Below are 18,571 nucleotides of genomic sequence, written 5' to 3'. Positions count from 1 at the left end.
TAAATTATCACGAACAGGTCCTGAGCGTCAATTCCCCCATCGATTGAATATTTCAATAAGCAAATTGAAGAATAGATTCACAGCAAAAAAGCCGCCAGATTGGCGACTTTCCCGAAACTCCATAAATACGATTGTACAGATGCACTTCATTTCAGGCCTCTTCTTACCCTTCAACCACATCGGCTCGCAAATCCGTTGCAACCTCAACCATTTGCGGAACGACAGCTTCATTGACAATGGCAACATAAAGATCTCCCATATACAGGCGAAATGGAATCTGTTGGTTCTCATACGTCCACATGAAGAAATCCCCATCGATAGACATGACGCTCTCTGGCCCCTGAACGGTAAGAACAGGTGAGTACATAAAGTCCGGTTTGGATGCAAAATACTGTTTGCATTCTTCCAAGGAAATGGATTTCTCTTCGTTATTTTCTTGCATGGATCGAGTGATTCGAAAACGTTGATTCATGAAATATGCCTCCAATTAGAATTTGTGCAGAACCTGTCCCAGAATTTCAATGCCCTTCACAATTTGCTCATCGGAAGGTGTTGAGAAATTAAGTCTGATTGCATTGCAGGGTTCGTTCTCATCAACGAGAAAAGCAGTGCCCGGAACAACAGCTACGCCTTCCGCAGCGGCTGTTTTGGCATAATCCAGCATCGGGATATGAGCCGGCAGATCACACCAGAGGAACAGCCCTCCATCCGGTTGAGTAAAGGTAATGGACTCACCCATATGCTCCTGCAACTTGTCAATCATCAAGGCAGACTTCCTGCGGTAAATCGCACGGATACTGCTGATATGCTCTGCATAGTTATACTCAGTCATGAACTTGTGTGCCAGAATCTGCGGCAGCATGGCTGTATGTACGTCCTCTCCCTGTTTGGCAACAACCATCTTCTGCACAACCTCGGAAGGAGCCAGAACATAACCAACACGCAGGCCAGCGGACAGAATCTTGGAGAAGGAGCCTACGTAAATAACCAGACCTTCATCATCCATCGACTTAATCGTCGCTACATCTTCTCCGCTAAACCGAAGTTCTCCGTATGGGTTATCTTCCAGGATCATGACTCCATACTTCTTGGCAAGGTCGTAAATTGCCTTGCGTTTCTCCAGGCTGGTCGTAAAACCTGTAGGGTTTTGGAAACTCGGAATGACATAGATCAGTTTTACATTCTGCTCGGTTTGCAGGGCATGCTCCAGCTTCCCGATATCCATACCGTCCGTCTCCATTGGAACGCCGACCAGGTTTGCTCCTGAAGCACGGAAAGAGTTCAGTGAACCTATAAAGCTTGGGCTCTCACAAATAATCGTATCCCCTTCATTACAGAATACTTTACAAGCGAGTTCAATTCCTTGCTGTGCTCCAGATACGATGAACAGTTCATCCGACGCTTTGCCTGTGTCAAAGCCTGTCTTCAGATGTGTAGTCAATGTATCCCGCAGCGGGGCATAACCTTCGGTAATTCCGTATTGCAGTGCTGTTACCGGATCCTGTTCCAGAATCGATTGGGTGAATGTGCGAATTGCCTCAATAGGGAAAGTCTCCGGAGCGGGATTTCCCGCAGAGAACGGAATTACATTTTGACCCGAAGAAGCCTTCAGAATCTCACGAATGATGGATGGCTGCAATGCAGCAATCCGGTTGGAAAATGAATAGTTCATCTTAAAATAATGCCTCCCGAATTCAAATCAGACTCTTGTCTCTATAGCTACAATTAGATTCTATTATACGAGTATTTGGCAGATTTCTAAACGGTCTCGTCAAAATTGGCAGAGAAACAAAAAGAGGCTGACATAAGCCGCCCCATTTTCTATGAATTTCACTTTGCTGCCATCTAAGATCGATGGACAAGATTAATCTCCGATAACCGTGTTGCCTTCACCAGATAAGTCGCCAGACCAGGGACCATGCGGGCCAAACCAGGATAGAACTTGTTCGTTTTGGCAAAAGCCAGCTTCTGAATCCGTCGTGCACGCCGGAGCAGTCGGGCGAATTCAAGATTGGCTTCCTTCGAATACCCTAACTGCCACTGCGTAAAGCTGATCTTTCTTTGAAGATACCTGTCAGTCCATTCAGCACACAACAGTGAGGAACGAAGCGCAATAGACATTCCGTCACCACACAGAGGTGGTATCATTAGCATGGCATCCCCAATATGAGGATAATGGGACCACGGATCAGGAACATTGGATAGATGGAGTGGTGCAATCGAGACTTGTGTTCCTGGAACTGAGCTTCCCTCGGCTAGCCTCGCTGCCAATCTTTCGTTGGTCAAGGAAGCAGACTGCAAAATATCTTCTATAGACTTGCCGCTTCCCCGCACCGAATCAAGGGTCAGCAATGCAGCTACATTTGCGATACCATCCTCAATCGGCGAAATCCCGACATACCCTCCCTCGCAAAAATACAACTCTACCCTTAGGGGGATGGTGATCCCCCGATAGTGTGATTTGATACCAACATATGCTGTTTTATCCCGCAGCTCTGCTGGCGAGGTCATCCCCCTCAGCTTCTTCGAGCCATGGGCTCCGATAACGGTTTTTGCGCTATAATGAATCCGCTCATTTCCTTTTTGGGCTTCGACTTCATAACTATAATCATCTAACTGCTGAATGTTGGTTATCGTTGCCTTTGTAACGATCTCAACGCCTGCGGCTGTGGCCTGCTCGTGTAAAATCCGATCCAGCTCATATCTGCTAATGCCATAGGCCAATCCAGGCAAAGGTGCCACGATCTCCCCGCCCTGAGGCATAATGATCTTGGCATGATCCAGGGTACTCGGCTTTATCTTTTGTTCACTAAGGTTGATCCCCAAATAATCCAGCATCTCCGTTGTCTCAGGCGACATAAATTCACCGCATGTTTTGTGACGTGGAAATTCTTGCCGATCCAGCAGCAGTGTCCGATGTCCTTGCCTGGCAAGTTGCAACGCGCAGGTACTGCCCGCAATTCCCGCTCCGATGACTATGGCATCCATTGGTGTAGACACGTAAGAACACCCGCCTTTCATTGTCCATTTAAGATAACTGCCTATTGATGTAATGATGCTATGATAACGTCCCTTGTTGGGGTATCACGACGGAATAGCGGAACAGAGGCTTCCATTCATAGGTCAAGGTGTCATGGTTCAACTGCTGTTTCAAGTCCTGCCAATCTCTTCCCGTGAAGCCTTTTGCAACAGACAACGGACCATCATGACGAATATACCGATTGCGTGAGATCATTCGAGTGGTTACCCAGACAGCCGCATAGGATACAGGATGCCGATGGATATCGTTAATGACAACGCCATATTTGGAGGCACGGAGCATATGGGAGACCATCTCAACGAGCTGCTTTCCTTCAAAATGATGGACAAATTGCGAGCCAGTCACGATGTCTGCTGAGGCATCCGGTAATTCCCTGACATCGGCACGTCGCACATTGATTCTCGGTTCATTCCGAAAAAGGTTTCTCGCTTCCTCACATGCCTCCTCTGTCAGATCTACCAGAGTAATCTCAAGCTTAACTCCTTTCTGGTCCGCCCAGCGCAATAACTTCTGGTTTACATCACCTGAACCTGCTCCCACATCAAGAAGGGTCAGCGTAGTTGGACTGCCAATCGCTTTCCATAACTTCTCCACGCCTGCACGGGTTGGACCGGGGGCAGCGAATATTTTGTTGAGGCGTCTCAAATGTTTGAGGGCTTCGCTCAACTCGTCTTCCCTTGCCCGTACGGATAGTGTTCTAAAGAAGGACATGATCCCGCTCCTTTACAGCTATAAATTGTGAGTGAGTTTATCCAATTCACAGTTATTCCCTTAACAAAATCTTATAATCGTAAGAGCTAGGATATGTTATTTTACGAAGAGTTCCCCCATCTCAGAATGCTTAATTTCATTACACTCTAAAATGAATAAATTTGATGCTGCATCGCCAGATAAAAACATAAAGAAGCCGCCAATTTAGGCGACTTCTGTTTGTATATGTGATGAACCTGTTATTGATGACCAACAATTCGGTGAGGCACATAGGGTTCTTCTAACGATGCTATTTCTTCAGGTGTTAGCTTAATCGAAAGAGCGGCTACGCCATCCTCCAGATGCGATATTTTGGTAGCGCCAATGATGGGAGCTGTGACCGGTTCCTTTTGCAGTAACCAGGCAAGTGCGATTTGTACACGAACAACCCCTTGCTTCTCGGCAATCGCGGCAACCTGATCAATGATCAATCGGTCGGTATCTGCAGTTGCATCATATTTTTGCTTTGCAATCTGATCGGTTTCGGAACGATGTGTTTTTTCCTGAGGGTCTCTTGTCAATCGGCCTCCCGCAAGCGGACTATACGGAATCACACCGATTTTCTCAGCTTTACAGAGCGGAAGCATCTCTCTTTCTTCCTCACGATAGATAAGATTGTAATGATCCTGCATGGATACAAAGCGGGTCCACCCATTTTGCTCGGCTACATGTAACGCTTTCAAAAATTGCCAGGCATACATCGCAGAAGCGCCTATGTATCTTACCTTTCCTGCTTTGACCACATCATGTAAGGCTTCCATCGTTTCTTCAATGGGTGTAGTGTAATCCCAGCGATGAATCTGATACAAATCCACATAATCTGTTTCCAGCCGCTTCAGGCTTTTATCTATCTCACTCATAATGGCCTTACGGGAAAGTCCGGCACCATTTGGGCCTTGGTGCATACGACCATTAATTTTCGTTGCAAGCACAATTTCATCTCGATTGGCATAGTCACGTAAGGTGCGCCCAATCACTTCCTCGCTGGTTCCGGCTGAATATACATTCGCTGTATCAAAAAAATTGATGCCTAGATCCAACGCCTTTTTAATAACGGGACGACTGTTCTCTTCATTAATAACCCATTGATGGCCTCCAGGAACGGCTGTACCAAACCCCATACAGCCCAAGCACAGACGGGACACATCCAGACCTGTATTGCCAAGCTTCACATAATCCATTTGCGTATTCCTCGCTTTCGGATGGTTTTTGCTACCTTTGCAAATAGCTCTGATGCCTGAATATGATACACACGGAAGAATAACTAGTCTTGAGTATAGTATTAAGCATGAGAAATAATCTCGCAATTCCCAAATGGCTATAAAACGTGCATTAGTAAACAACACGATGGGAAATGTTCATTATTTGGTAAGCAAGAAGATGAATAATGAACATTTCCCTTTTGTGTATGTCACTTAAGGTTACTTAGCTTACATGTTTTTTTACAGGGTCAAATAAACGAATTCTCAGCAAAATGGATAGCAGACTTAGTATCAGGAACAATACACCTCCAAGTACAATGTACTGTGTGCCAATCCCCGAAATGAACAGCCCGCCTACAGCAGTTCCTAGCGTTATTCCCAAATTACCGCATGACAGGAACAAACCATTGGAGAAATCGGGCGCTTCTGGAGCGGCAGAGGCAATCCAATACTGACCAATCAAATTGCTTATGGCATAGCATACTCCCCATAAAATCACCGTTAAAATCATAGGTCCAGTGGATGTGCCCGTCCAAAAAGATAACAGATATACGATCCCCAATACCACGGGAAACAGGATGACTGTTTTTCGCGTGTTTTTAGAAAGCAATCTGCCTCCCACCACATTTCCCACTAGACTTGCCAAACCATATATAAATAACACGATACTCAATGTTTTCCCTGAAATATGAGTGATAGAGCCCAAATACTCTGCGATGTAACTGTTCACACTTGCCGTTGCGGAAGCCATAAGAATCACGGCAGTGATAGCTAGCCAGGTCATGCCTCTTTTTAAGATGCCCAATTGTGTTCCATACGAAAGTTTTTCCTTAGCAGGCATAGAAGGGATAAATATCCATGTACCCACAAACGCCACTGCGTTTACAATCGCAAAGAATAACATCGCCATCTCTACGGATGTTCCATTCGCAATATAGTTGGTGATCGGTACACCAAGTACCATTCCTGCGGTAACTCCAAACATGACTTTAGAGACCGCTTTGGGAGCTTCTTCCCTGCTTACAGAGGTCGAAGCTACGGTCAAAGCCAATGAACAATAAATAGGATGGAAAAAGCCAGGGATGATGCGAGCCACGAGGGCAACGGTGAACGTTGGTGCAATGATGGAAATAATATTACATGCTACAAAAATACCGAGCACGAGCAACATTACCGTTTTGCGGTTGATACCGGAGAATAATAACGGCATTGTAGGACCGGAGATCGCAACAGCGAGTGCAAAGAGACTCACGAGCAATCCAGCTTTGGAAACACTGACATGAAAATAATCAGCTATTTGAGGCAATATGCCAATGACTCCCATTTCCGTAGTCAGGATGCCGAAAACACCAACAATTAAAATATACATCAATACATGATTTGATCTGACCACGTGCAAAACTCCTTCACTATTTCTGATTCATTCTTTTAACTTACGAATGGCATATAAATAAAATAAATACACAAGAATGTATTTTTGCGCTTGTGTGTATTATTATAGAAGCACAGGTAATCTACAATGACTAATTGATGAGGATTTGTGCATTAGTGCACAGATCATGAAAATCTGGATACAAACATGGAAAGTCAGGTGCTCGAATTGACCAAAGTAGACCGAAGAATACTCAAATCTCAAGATGCCATTAAAAAAGCGATGATTGAACTTATGTCTCAAAAGCATTTTGACCAAATTACAATTCAGGATATTTCCGACACAGCGAACGTTAGCCGTAGAACCATCTATCTTCACTACATGGATAAGTATGATTTACTGGATAAGCTCATCGAGGAACACATGAACGAACTACAAGTATTGTGTGAACCGGAATCTGAAATGAGCACTACAGATGGGGGAATGAGCTGGTTTGAATACTTTGAAACCAACTATTTATTCTTCTCAGCTATGTTAACAAGTAAAGGAGCACCCTTCTTTCGCAGCCGTTTTCTCCAATTTGTCATCGAGGACATAAAGAACGGATGGGACATGATTGATGGGAAAAATCGCGGGATAAGTGAAGATATTTTGCTTCAATTTTTTGCGCCAGCTTATGTGGGAATCGTGGAATGGTGGTTTATAAACAAAATGCCCTATCCACCTCATGTCATGGAAGAGCAAGTGAATAAGATATTGGAACTGAATCTTTCATAAATAACACGTTATGCTTAACCTTGCTGATATTATAAAAAAAGTCGCCACCAGGGCGACTCCATAACGGTAAAGCATTCTCCTCTCTTATGGCAGGGTGAACAGTGCTACGCTATTTTTTTAACATTTGTCCCTGACTCTCATTATCGTTGGCATTTTCTTTAAAATAAATTTCGTTCAGAACGTTTACACGAACGTTGATCTTTTGCTCCAACTTCGGAAACCACTTGGTTTTCCATTCCTTTAATTTCCCTTCCGACATCTTCGGACGGAATATCATGCCTATTCCGAGTACATCTGATTTTAAGGAATGAATTTTTCTCACGGTTTCATTGAATTGACTACTCAATTGTTCCTTCATTTCTTTTTCAATCACCGCGTTGCCTTTTCCTTCAGGGCTTTCAGTAATGACGACGTCAAGTGTAACATCCGTCTGGATTGAAGGTCCTTTTTCCGACCACTGGGTCCTATGTTTTGTTTTAGCATCCTGAATAAGGACACTCGTGTTTTGAGCGACTTCAATGGTTCCCCCTGAATATTTCCCTTTAAATAAATTAAATAAAAGGGTCTCTTCCTGATTCAGCGTCCCAACCATGCGGTCCTCACGCATTACAGCCGTGCCTTTAAAAGTGAACAAGGTTCGATCGCCGTTTTTGAGCATGGGGATGGCCATGTCTTCTGTATATGAGTTTTGGTTTTGATAGGCTTCCCATATTCGGACGATGGATTGATTCGGCGTCCATCCGGCATCCTGGCTAAAAAAGTCGTAAGAAGAAATTTCAGGTGTTGGCGAGATTTGATGATACATCGTCTTCTCAAAATCACCGTCAATCACCGCCACCAAGCCCTTAATCGAAATATCGTTCGCTCTAACGGCAAAATCGATAATGTTGTCAATCCCCTTCTCTGCGACTTTCCTGTCGATTAACAACAGCCTCAAATGTACCAATTCGATGCTTTTTTCAGAATCCGTTCGTATCAAATCAATCGCTTTACTGATGGATTTCGCCTCTTTGTCAAGAATTTGGGTTTTGCCTGATGCATCGGGGATTTGGAGAATGATCCTGTATTTCTCCGTTTTTCCCTTCCCCACACCCATGACAACAGGCAAATATTGTTTGTTAATATCTTTTGTATCCCAACATCCCGGAAGTAACATGATCATAGATAAAGTTACAATCAGAGTTTTTATGGTGCGCATGTTCATGTACTCACCTTCTTTCGCTGCCATTGCGCGGCGAGGAATACAATGATTGGAAAACCGATAACGCTATAAACGCAAAAGAAAGAATTCAGGTACAGGTATGAATTCAAAGCGTTAACATCCGGTATCAAAAGACTAATCACGTACAAGGTGAGGCACACCACGGAAAGAATCCATAATCGGTTGATTTTTGGCATAAAGAGCTGATGCAGCAGGGCCACCAGCATCCAGAGTAAAACGGAAACCTTCAAAACACCCAGTGCACTGGAGGCCACCACATAAAAGCTTGGAAGCCAGTCAAATACAACCCACTCCAGATCAATAGTATCCGATGCCATGAGCATCGGATATTGCAGATGGATTACCGTTTCCTGTCCGAATACAAGAAGCGGAACATATACAGATCCCAAAGCAAACACAAATATGATACCCACTGCACCAGCTGCTTTGCCAAAGCTAAGCCGTTGTTTGGAGGGAATCATACCAAGGAATAGAAATCCGGCTGAAATGACCGTACATACATAGAAATCCGAATTGGAGAAAAACGACATTCCGCTATCCCAAATCGGAAAAATGTAGCTGATTCTAAAATTCTGGATGCTGATCATCATGGAAAAGAAAATGAATGGCATCAAGAGAATACACAATCCGATGCTGGCCCGAATCATTACGCTAAGTCCCTTCCAAACAGCATAGAAACAGAGAATGATAAAAAGAGCCGACGTTGCTGCTGGCGGTGTTCTCTGTAGTAATACGGCTTTAATCTCGACTGACTGAAAGTACATAAGTAATAGCAGCTCAATATACAGGAAGAAAAGCATCGGCAGAACGATCAGTCTCGTTACCCATTTGCCCAGTGATTCATTACAGATGTCCACCACTGTTTTCCCTGGAAACTGCGATAACGCTTTTAAGTACATCCAAAGAACAAGTAGCTCTGCCAAAAAGAGAATCATTATGGGTTCCCAGTGTCCTTTGGAAGTCGCAGATATGATACGTTCAGGGAAGATGGCAAAGATCGAAGCGAAGTGAAGCAGCACAAACATGGTTAGAATCTGGGCTTTATTCATCCGAAGCCTTTCCTTTCACACTTAAACTTAAGTAGGGAACGGAGAAAGTATTCAACGTGGCAAAATACAGTATGATCCAAATCATCGCAGCCTCAAGACCCCATATCCCGAAAAAGGAACTGATGAGCATAACAACGTATTTGTACATTCGTATGCCCGTCGTGTTCATATAGCCTGCCAATACAAAGTTGGCAATTGCCGAGGCAACCAGAATAATAATTAATAGATTACTGACGAGTTTGGCTTGAACGATGGCTTGTCCCAACAGAATACCGCCAATCATGGTTATGGTGGGTCCGATGTTCTTTGGGAGTCGAATGGTGGCTTCGATAATCATCTCCAAAAGCAGCATAACCAGCAGCATTTCGATCAACGAAGGATAAGGAACCCCTTCCCTGCTCTTGGCAACCGTGATGGCTAACTGGATTCGCAACAGTTCCGGATTCACCGAATTTAGCACAATATACAGACCTGGGAGCGTAATGGCCAAAAGTGCCCCAATGGCCCGTACGGTTCGTAAAAACACTTGAAACAAATAAGGGTAGTTAACGTCCAGTGTTGTTGACCATAGATCCGTGATGATGGCTGGAAAAGCAAAAGCAAACGAAAATTGATCAATTAGAATAACCACTTTTCCGTTCATCAGATTCTGCACCATCTCCCCAGGTAGCTCCGAAGAGATGTACGTTGGTGTTATTGAGAATTTTGGATGCCCCAGTATACGTATCAGATCCCTTACCGTAGTCAATTCCTCGTCCTTGTTTTGTTCCAGTTTCTCGCGAATAGACTCGATGACTTTGGCTTGGGCAACTCCCTCCAAATACACCATGGCAATTTTCTTGGTAGATCGGGTCCCCGTTTCTCGTCGCTCAATAACCAAATCTTCGGAAATCATCTTTTTCCGCAGCAAACCGATGTTTTTATTAATATCTTCTGTAAAAGCATCGTACGCGGATTGAAGTGGATTCTCACTCTCCGGTGCACTGACAGATCGCGAAATATCAGTATGCTCCGGTTCCATAACAGCTGCCATCCCTTCAGTGCTGAACAGAACAAGCTTTCCATGCAAAATATGATTGCGTATCTCGTCCATTGACATGGAGGCCTCTTCTTCAAATGGCCTGAACATATTTTGAAATGATCCGTTATCATCGCCACTCGCCGCCTGGTTAATTGTAGACAATGTTGTTGGAAGATCGACAAGGGTCTCCATGTAATACGCTCTGAATTCCTGATCCGCGATAACCACATTCTTGCTTAAGAAATCCGAGCTCTTTTTGAAATGATCTTTGAGTTGCTTTTCTATATTGTGAAAATCTTGTTCATGGATTTGCTGCAAATTTTACCACCTCTTTTGAAGTAGTATGTCGTTAAGATAAAAGTTTATTCAGAAAATCACCTTGAGTTATGCAGTAGCCACAAAGGCTTTTATCTCTCTTTTATCACGTACGGATCCCTACCTTAATCATTAATACTTTTGAACTGGAACCCAAAATTTTATATAATATTGTAATGCACCAACAGGTGGGAGGATAGTCCATGAACAAAGAAGAACAGGTCCTATTGGGTTTCAGGGACTTATATAACAAGCTGGTTTGGCTTAATAAAGATAAGATGGAAGAAAGTCTTAAGGGTTATAAGCCTTCTGAGGTACATTGCATCGAATACATTGAAAAGAATGCAGATTCCAATGTGACAAAACTTGCGGAGTATTTTTATATGACTCGCGGTGCGATAAGTAAATTAACGAAGAAGCTCATCGAAAAAGGCCTGATCGAAAGCTACCAGAAGTCGGATAACAAGAAAGAAATCTATTTTAGGCTTACCGAGCAAGGGAAAGTCATTTATCAAATCCATGAGGACCTGCACAACGAGTTTCATGAGCGAGATAAAGCCGTATTTGAACAGATAACCGATGGTCAATTTGACAGTATGCTTAAATTCGTGGATAAGTATAATCGGCATCTCGACGCAGAAATAAAGAAACTGGGTACAGATCTGAAGTCGGAATAAATCTGAATTATGCAAGTTAAACTAAACGCAGCCGGACTCTATTGGAGTACAGGCTGTTTTTTTATCGTTATTATTTTGTTGACAAGGAAACAAAGTGGTTGTACGATATTAATGTTTCCAAGGAAATAAAATAACGGCGTTTGAGGGGAGAATTGAATGTTTAAATCACGATCACAACATACACAGAACGCTGAACAAACCATAGACAAGCATGCTTTGCTATTCGGTCTAATCTCTGTGTTTCTTTGCGGAATAGGATTCAGCATCATAGCACCTGTCGTCCCATTCTTAGTACAGCCTTACACAAGCACTCCGGGAGAACAAGCTACCGTTGTTACGCTGCTGACCTCTGTTTACGCCTTCTGCGTATTTTTTGCGTCCCCCGTGCTTGGAGCTCTCAGCGACAAATATGGCCGTCGCCCACTACTCCTGGTATGCCTTTTGGGTTCTGCAATCGGATACCTGGTTTTCGGGATAGGTGGAGCGCTGTGGGTACTCTTTGCGGGGCGCATAATTGAGGGTATAACAGGCGGAAGCATAGGCACCATCTTCGCATATTTTGCGGACATCATCCCACCCGAACAGAGAACCAAATACTTTGGATGGGTAAGTGCGGTTGTCGGTGTAGGCACCGTCATTGGCCCGACTGTAGGCGGATTACTCGCCAAGATTGATTATTCTGCACCCATGTATTTTGGAGCAATCATCACTTTAGTGAATGTTATGTATGGATTCTTTTTTATGCCTGAGAGTCTGGACAAGAAACATAGACTGAAAGAAATTACACTGGCGAGACTTAATCCATTCATACAGCTTGCAAACCTGCTTTCCATGAAAAACTTAAACAGACTACTGATCTCAGCGTTTTTACTTTGGATACCCAACGGATCTTTACAGGCCGTCTTTTCACAATTTTCAGTGGATACTTTCAATTGGAAGCCTGCAATCATTGGACTTATGTTCTCGATTATGGGTGTTCAGGACATCATCTCACAAGCTTTCATCATGCCTAAGCTTCTGAAAAGATTTAGTGATAAACAGATTGCCATTCTTGGAATGATTTCAGAGATTATAGGCTACAGTTTCATCGCACTGTCTACGTTGTTCTCATTTTACCCTCTGTTTATCGCCGGCATGTTTATCTTCGGTTTTGGTGATTCGATCTTCGGGCCTTCCTTTAATGGCATGCTCTCCAAGTCTGTCGATTCTAGTGAACAAGGAAGGATTCAAGGTGGTAGTCAATCTATACAGGCTTTAGCAAGAATGATTGGTCCTATCATTGGAGGTCAAATCTATGTATCACTTGGTCATGCTGCACCCGCCATTATGGGCGTGATCCTTATTGCAGCGGCAATACCCGTTTTGTATAAGCGAACGCAAGTAACTATTTAAAATGCCAACTTTCATCAGGTATGCATTGAATTGATGGGTGCCTAGGCACCATAGAACAGATAATAGGGTTTCAGAACTTAGGTATAAGTTCTGAAACCCTATTTGTCTCCACCCCAGAATGTCAATTCAATTAGTCTGCCTTTCCAAACTCCAGTACATAGATAGATGAAGGACATAAAACATAACCCTGCTGCCAGTTCTCGGTCAAAACACTCCGTTCTGTGCACTTGATATGATCGGGTTGAAAGACCGAGTTGATGTTATGGTGCGAATCGCTGGTAATCTCATATAAGGTCCCCTCTTCGCTCGCATCGAAAGATTGTAAATCGAGCTCAACCCGTACCTCTTCCAAGCTTCGGTTCACAATAAACATGGTGACCCTGCTGCGATCATCATTCGTTCCGGCTACAACATCCAGATTGGGAAGTGCGTCCAGCTCTACAGGCGTTTTTTTGTTGGAAATTACAGAGAATGTTCCACATTCAGCTTCTACGGGGAGGATATGACGAATATCCCGATTCGCGTAAAGCTTTAATACTTCATAGGTTGGAGTTCCATATATCGTGAGCGGGTGTCCACTCCATCCAGCCTGCTTGCCTCGATATTGATCAGCATAAAAATCTCCGACACGGATGCATCCGCCGAGCCAACCATTGACCAGATCAGAGAAACTGCCGATGTGCACGCTATCGCTGCAACGAATCATTTCATTCAGATTGGCGGCATTCGCCACGGCTGCTCCAAGGGTATGCTCGTCTGGCAGTCCTTTTCGCACAGTGTTTGGATAATACATCGTGTTATATTCGGTGATGGCCAGCTTCACATGCTGATGTTTGATGTCGGAATGAATGACCTCCATTGTCTGACGTATATAGTGCCGCGTCCACTCGGGATAGCTGGCCATTGCTTTATACCGATCCTCCACCGGCGTATCCCGATTCATGCCAAAGGGACCATAGCCATGATACAAATGCAACGTTAGATAATCGATATGTTCCCCGGCGAGAGCAAGCACTGTTTTATTCCAATCCTGCTCGTAATGTCCACAGGCCAGTAATACAATGGAAGGATCTGATTCCTTCATCGTCTTCGCAAACTGTACGGTCCTCTCCGCAAATTGCTCGGCAGAGCAAGCTCCAACTTGCCATTGTCCCCACACCTCGTTGCCGATCTCCCAATACTTCACATGATATGGTTCCGGCGATCCATTCTTCGCCCGAAGAGCTCCCATTGGCGTATCTACACTTCCATTACAATATTCAATCCATTGGGCTGCCTCTTCAGGTGTACCCGATCCATCGTTCACACAAATCAGAGGTTCCACTTGCAGCTCGTGGCAAAAGCGGATAAATTCATCCGTTCCGAAATACTTGCTGGTCCATCCTCCCCATGCCTCGTTGTACATAACAGGTCTCTCCAGCATCGGGCCGATGCCATGCTCCCAGTGATAGGCGCTAATGTAGTTCCCTGCAAGTCTCATCATGCCTGCGTTTAACGCTCTGGTCATCTCTACAACTTCACGTTTTACCAGGGCAATATGATCGACAGGCAATAAAGACACATGATCCAGCCAGAGCATTCCCGTGGAGACATGATCGATCCATCTTGGATGCTCTGCCGGAATATACACCCTGACCTCCGCATCGGGACAAGCTCGTAACATCGTCAGCCGTGCTTCATAAGCCTGCCAATTATGGCTGTTTAATTCGACTTTCAACTGACCAAGCACTTCTTCCGTACGTCTATCGACGGCTTCCACCATCAAATATCGGAGTTCGATAGAGGCTCGCGCAACGATACGTACGGTGTAATCCATGGGCCCTTTCAATGCGCAGCTTTGTGCAATTCCGGCATGCGCTTCATCATCACTAAAGATACGAATACGCTGAGCGCGGCCCGAATGTCTGGGGGCTGGAGCTTCCATCGCATATTGCGTATTTCTCCCGTTGGTGGAGGCGTACCAGCTTCCTGATACAGAAGTGCTTGATTCGGCCTCGCTTTCAAAGTCCATATCCTTCAATGGAAAGGCAAGCATCGCCTCCATATGATCCCGGATGTCTTCCACAAAATGCCCAAACAAATACGGGTTGACCTTATGCTCACTTACGCGACTACAATCTACACTAATTCTGGCGTTTGATTTCAACATAACTCCTCCATCATTGTGGTTGATATGGATTTAACCTTTGATCGATCCAATCATGACCCCTTTAACAAAATGCCGCTGCACAAAAGGATACATCAACAGTACAGGCAAGCTGGAGACGATAATGACCGCATACTTGATGCTCTCCGCAAGCAGGATTTTGTCTTCCAATCCAAGGCTTCCGTCCACGGCATCGGATTGGCTGATCAGCAGAATTTCGCGCAGTATCAACTGAAGCGGATGCAGATTTTCGTTACGAATATAGATGAGTGCGTTAAAAAATGAATTCCAGTGGCCTACGGCATAGAACAGCACCATCACGGCAAGAATCGGCTTGGACAAGGGCAGGATAATGCTCACAAGCAGCCGCCAATTAGAGCACCCGTCCATGTGGGCAGCTTCTTGCAGCTCCCAGGGAATACTCGACTGAAAATACGTTCTCATCACGATCAGATTGTACGTGGCGATCGCGCCGGGAATGATCAGAGCCCACATCGTATCCACCATGCCCAAATTTTTGACCAATAGATACGTTGGAATTAATCCGCCACTGAAAAACATCGTTAGCGTGATGAACACCATGATTACATTACGTCCAGGAAGGTCGGGTCTGGAAAGAGGGTATGCGGCCAACACGGTCATGATAATGTTAATCACCGTGCCCACGACCGTATAAAATATCGTATTACGGTATCCCAGCCAAATCTTTTCGTTGTGCAAAATATTCGTATAGGCGTCCAACGTCAGTCCTTTGGGCAATAACCAGACTTCTCCATTCAATACTTTCGTGGGATCACTGAATGAAGCACTCACGATAAAAATCAACGGGTACAACACAGCGATGATAATAATTGAGGCTATGACGTATATGATTACATCGAAAATCCGTTCATTGGAACTGGTTTGTAATGTCGCCTGCTTGGACATGGCTTCTTGCCCTCCTTCACCATAAGCTCGTCTCAGACGTCTTACGTGCAATCCGATTGACCAGTAAAAGTAACACCAGATTAATGATTGAATTAAAGAGCCCGATAGCAGCTGTATAGCTGTATTCTCCCTTGAGGATACCTGTCGTATAGACAAAGGTTGAAATGACGTCGCTAGATTCCAGATTGAGATTGTTTTGCATCAGCAAAATTTTCTCAAACCCTATGTTCATGAAATGACCGATATCCAAAATGAGCAAAATGATGACGACTGGAGCGATGCCGGGTAGCGATATATGCCATATACGCCGCAGCCTTGACGCCCCATCCATTTTGGCAGCTTCATACAGATGCGGGTTCACTCCGCTCAAGGCTGCAATATAGATGATGGATTGCCAGCCCATGTTCTGCCATATATTCGAACTGATAAAAATAGTCTTAAACCAACCGGCTTCTTCAAGAAAACGGATCGGTGTACCTCCGAATGCCTCGATCAGCAGGTTGACTGGACCCGTATGGGGTGAGAGAAACACATTCAGTATGCCAACGATAACGACTACTGAAATAAAGTGGGGAATATACGTAATATTTTGCAGCCATTTGCTGAAGGTTTTATTGCGAATTTCATTAATGATTAATGCCAGCAGAATCGGAATTGGAAAGGCGATCAATAAGGAGAACAAGTTAATGGAAAGTGTATTCCATAGAAGTCTCCAGAAATAATAGGAATCAAAAAATCGTTGAAAGTGGCCAAATCCCTCCCAGCTGCTGCCCAGAATCCCTTTGGCCGGATTGAAATTTTTGAACGCAATTTGCAGTCCATACAACGGGGCATAGTGGAATACCACATACCAAGTGACTGGCAGAAGCAGCATAAGGTACAGGTCCAATCTTTTGCCCATTTGCCTTAACAGGCCTGAACTCTTTTTCGGATGACTTCGTGGCATCGTAATCGTTGTATCGGTTTTGACGCTTTTCATAGGCAACTGCTCCTTATCCATGATGTTTCAGCATTATTTCTGCATCTTGTCAAAGGCATCCTGATACAACTTCTCCAGTTCCTCAACTCTCATCTTTTTGAGCGTCGTCTGGAATTGCTCCCACTTGTCAAAACCGATTGCACCCACAATAAATTTTGTACTCTGTTCTTCGTAATATTTATCAATATCATTTCGCAGAATGTTGACTTCCTGGGCAGTTTGCTCATCAAACATTGGAGCCGCATAGCGGACTTTTGGCATGAACGGATCGAGCTTTTGCTGCGCCTCCTGCACTTGAGGCGGGTTGATAAAAGAAGCAACCTGTTCGCTAATGAGATGTGGCGCGCCTCCGCCGGCATAAGGGGTAATTTTGGCCTGGTTACTGATTTCTTTCAGGAAGTCCTCTTTATAATAAGGAATACCATCTTTCATCTCGTAGTGCTCACCTTCTCTTCCGAATCGGAGCAGGGTGGAACCCTCATCACTGTAGAAATAATCAATCCAGCGCATCGTCACTGCCGGATATTGATTGACGGATGTGATTGCAAAGGCTCCAAAATCTCTGGCAATTGGCAGAGCCTGACTCTGCAATCGGTCACCTTGGGGACCTTCCAGTGGGGCAATACCGGTATATTGGTCTTTGATCGACAAGAAGTTATTGTTCGTCTGGTCAAAGAAAAAACCTGTATTTCCCGATCCCTGCTTGGCCAGGTATTGCGCCTCTGTGTGTGAAAATATTTCTGGGTCCAGCAGCTTTTCCTTGTACAGCTTATTTAAATACATCAGCATTTCTTTGTTCTGGTCACTGCCCATCCAGATGTGTACTTTGTCATTTTCAATATTGATGTTATATCCAAGCTGCGAATCCAATCCGAATGAGCCGCTCATCGCACTTACAACAGCCAATCCCACGCGTGCAGTCATCGGAATTTCATCCTGTTTGCCGTTTCCATTCGGATCACCATCACGGAAGGCAAGCAACACGTTGTACAGTTCCTCTGTAGTTTCCGGCACTTCCAGATTCAGCTTGTCAAGCCACATCTGATTGATCCATTTCTTATCTGTACGCGCCGCACTTAGCGTAACAATACCCGGGATCGCATAAATGTGGCCCTCTGGTGTAGTAATGCCTGAGCGGATTTCGGGATATTGATCCATTAATTTCTTCAAATTCGGAGCATATTCATCGATAAGACCTTCCAGTGGGATCAATTGGCCGGCAGAGCCATATCGGATGGCTTCAAGTGGGGAAATACCTGAACGGAACAAGGCATCCGGCAGCTCATTCGAAGCAAACAACAGATTTTTTTTCTCTTGGAAACCATCTGTCTGAGCTTCAATAAATTCCACTTTCACTTGGCTTAATTTCTCGTAATCCTGGAAAACCGGCATTTCTTTGAAAGTGCCATTTACAGGTGCAATTCGGGTAAACATCTTGAGATTTACCGGTTGGTCCACAATCGGAAACCCCGTCGTATGAACATCGTTCTTCGAAACCTCCGGTGCAGCTTCGTTATTGGTTCCACCGGAATTGCATCCAGCCAGCATCAAACTGGAAGCGATCATCATCATGATCATCTTTCTTCCCCAGCGTTTGCGCATAAAGTTGTGCCCCCCACAATTCTTTATCACCAACGTAACTTGTAAGCGTTTCCGATTGGTGTGTGCTCATTATAATTCACCGGTCATGGAAGGTAATTAC

The 18,571-nt window shown here is 44.5% G+C and carries 16 protein-coding genes; 3 read left to right on the top strand and 13 right to left on the bottom strand.

Features of this window, described 5'->3' with window-relative positions; translation table 11 throughout:
- Window positions 1–163: 163 nt before the first annotated feature.
- The 6 genes from RS891_RS14815 to RS891_RS14790 all read right to left on the bottom strand — a co-directional run bounded on the left by RS891_RS14815 (window position 164) and on the right by RS891_RS14790 (window position 6,385).
- Window positions 164–472, bottom strand: a complete 309-nt coding sequence (locus RS891_RS14815) for a hypothetical protein (RefSeq protein ID WP_113054852.1) — start codon at window positions 470–472, stop codon at window positions 164–166.
- Between the two features lie 15 nt (window positions 473–487).
- Complete coding sequence (locus RS891_RS14810) at window positions 488–1,672, bottom strand: aminotransferase-like domain-containing protein (RefSeq protein ID WP_076288472.1); 1,185 nt, start codon at window positions 1,670–1,672, stop codon at window positions 488–490.
- A gap of 173 nt (window positions 1,673–1,845) precedes the next feature.
- On the bottom strand, window positions 1,846–3,000 hold the full coding sequence (locus RS891_RS14805; RefSeq protein WP_258530751.1) for an NAD(P)/FAD-dependent oxidoreductase: 1,155 nt from the start codon (window positions 2,998–3,000) through the stop codon (window positions 1,846–1,848).
- 58 nt (window positions 3,001–3,058) lie between these two features.
- The gene (locus tag RS891_RS14800) at window positions 3,059–3,751 is read right to left on the bottom strand and encodes an SAM-dependent methyltransferase (RefSeq protein ID WP_315795821.1); all 693 of its coding nucleotides are present in this window, start codon (window positions 3,749–3,751) and stop codon (window positions 3,059–3,061) included.
- Window positions 3,752–3,990: 239 nt separating this feature from the next.
- Window positions 3,991–4,971, bottom strand: a complete 981-nt coding sequence (locus RS891_RS14795) for an aldo/keto reductase (RefSeq protein WP_315795820.1) — start codon at window positions 4,969–4,971, stop codon at window positions 3,991–3,993.
- A gap of 244 nt (window positions 4,972–5,215) precedes the next feature.
- Complete coding sequence (locus tag RS891_RS14790) at window positions 5,216–6,385, bottom strand: MFS transporter (RefSeq protein ID WP_315795818.1); 1,170 nt, start codon at window positions 6,383–6,385, stop codon at window positions 5,216–5,218.
- A gap of 207 nt (window positions 6,386–6,592) precedes the next feature.
- Here RS891_RS14790 and RS891_RS14785 point away from each other — a divergent pair, with 207 nt between their 5' ends.
- Window positions 6,593–7,141 (top strand): TetR/AcrR family transcriptional regulator, encoded by a 549-nt coding sequence (locus tag RS891_RS14785; RefSeq protein ID WP_315796328.1) that lies wholly within the window; start codon window positions 6,593–6,595, stop codon window positions 7,139–7,141.
- Window positions 7,142–7,250: 109 nt separating this feature from the next.
- Here the strand turns inward: RS891_RS14785 and RS891_RS14780 are convergent, their stop codons facing one another.
- From RS891_RS14780 to RS891_RS14770, 3 genes are read right to left on the bottom strand one after another with little or no spacing between them, the layout of a single operon-like run.
- A complete protein-coding gene (locus tag RS891_RS14780) occupies window positions 7,251–8,345 on the bottom strand; it encodes a Ger(x)C family spore germination protein (RefSeq protein ID WP_315795816.1) in 1,095 nt (364 codons plus the stop codon).
- The gene (locus RS891_RS14775; RefSeq protein ID WP_315795815.1) at window positions 8,342–9,412 is read right to left on the bottom strand and encodes a GerAB/ArcD/ProY family transporter; all 1,071 of its coding nucleotides are present in this window, start codon (window positions 9,410–9,412) and stop codon (window positions 8,342–8,344) included. Before RS891_RS14775 ends, RS891_RS14780 begins: the two co-directional genes overlap by 4 nt.
- A complete protein-coding gene (locus RS891_RS14770) occupies window positions 9,405–10,751 on the bottom strand; it encodes a spore germination protein (RefSeq protein WP_113054858.1) in 1,347 nt (448 codons plus the stop codon). The genes RS891_RS14775 and RS891_RS14770 overlap by 8 nt, the downstream gene beginning before the upstream one ends.
- Before the next feature lie 200 nt (window positions 10,752–10,951).
- Between RS891_RS14770 and RS891_RS14765 the strand changes: the two genes are divergently transcribed.
- On the top strand, window positions 10,952–11,425 hold the full coding sequence (locus RS891_RS14765; protein ID WP_315795814.1) for a MarR family transcriptional regulator: 474 nt from the start codon (window positions 10,952–10,954) through the stop codon (window positions 11,423–11,425).
- A gap of 156 nt (window positions 11,426–11,581) precedes the next feature.
- On the top strand, window positions 11,582–12,817 hold the full coding sequence (locus tag RS891_RS14760; protein WP_315795812.1) for an MFS transporter: 1,236 nt from the start codon (window positions 11,582–11,584) through the stop codon (window positions 12,815–12,817).
- A gap of 130 nt (window positions 12,818–12,947) precedes the next feature.
- Here the strand turns inward: RS891_RS14760 and RS891_RS14755 are convergent, their stop codons facing one another.
- The 4 genes from RS891_RS14755 to RS891_RS14740 are packed head-to-tail and all read right to left on the bottom strand — an operon-like array spanning window position 12,948 to window position 18,471.
- Window positions 12,948–14,966, bottom strand: a complete 2,019-nt coding sequence (locus tag RS891_RS14755) for an alpha-L-arabinofuranosidase C-terminal domain-containing protein (RefSeq protein WP_315795810.1) — start codon at window positions 14,964–14,966, stop codon at window positions 12,948–12,950.
- Between the two features lie 30 nt (window positions 14,967–14,996).
- The gene (locus tag RS891_RS14750; protein WP_113054861.1) at window positions 14,997–15,890 is read right to left on the bottom strand and encodes a carbohydrate ABC transporter permease; all 894 of its coding nucleotides are present in this window, start codon (window positions 15,888–15,890) and stop codon (window positions 14,997–14,999) included.
- 16 nt (window positions 15,891–15,906) lie between these two features.
- On the bottom strand, window positions 15,907–16,869 hold the full coding sequence (locus RS891_RS14745) for an ABC transporter permease (protein WP_315795808.1): 963 nt from the start codon (window positions 16,867–16,869) through the stop codon (window positions 15,907–15,909).
- A 33-nt stretch (window positions 16,870–16,902) separates the two neighbouring features.
- The gene (locus RS891_RS14740) at window positions 16,903–18,471 is read right to left on the bottom strand and encodes a type 2 periplasmic-binding domain-containing protein (protein WP_315795807.1); all 1,569 of its coding nucleotides are present in this window, start codon (window positions 18,469–18,471) and stop codon (window positions 16,903–16,905) included.
- Window positions 18,472–18,571: the final 100 nt, after the last annotated feature.

This window comes from Paenibacillus sp. BIC5C1, assembly GCF_032399705.1.
GTDB classification, from domain to species: Bacteria; Bacillota; Bacilli; order Paenibacillales; family Paenibacillaceae; genus Paenibacillus; species Paenibacillus taichungensis_A.
The sequence above is the reverse complement of the archived record's forward strand: the minus strand, read 5'-3'. Positions and strand labels throughout refer to the sequence as shown.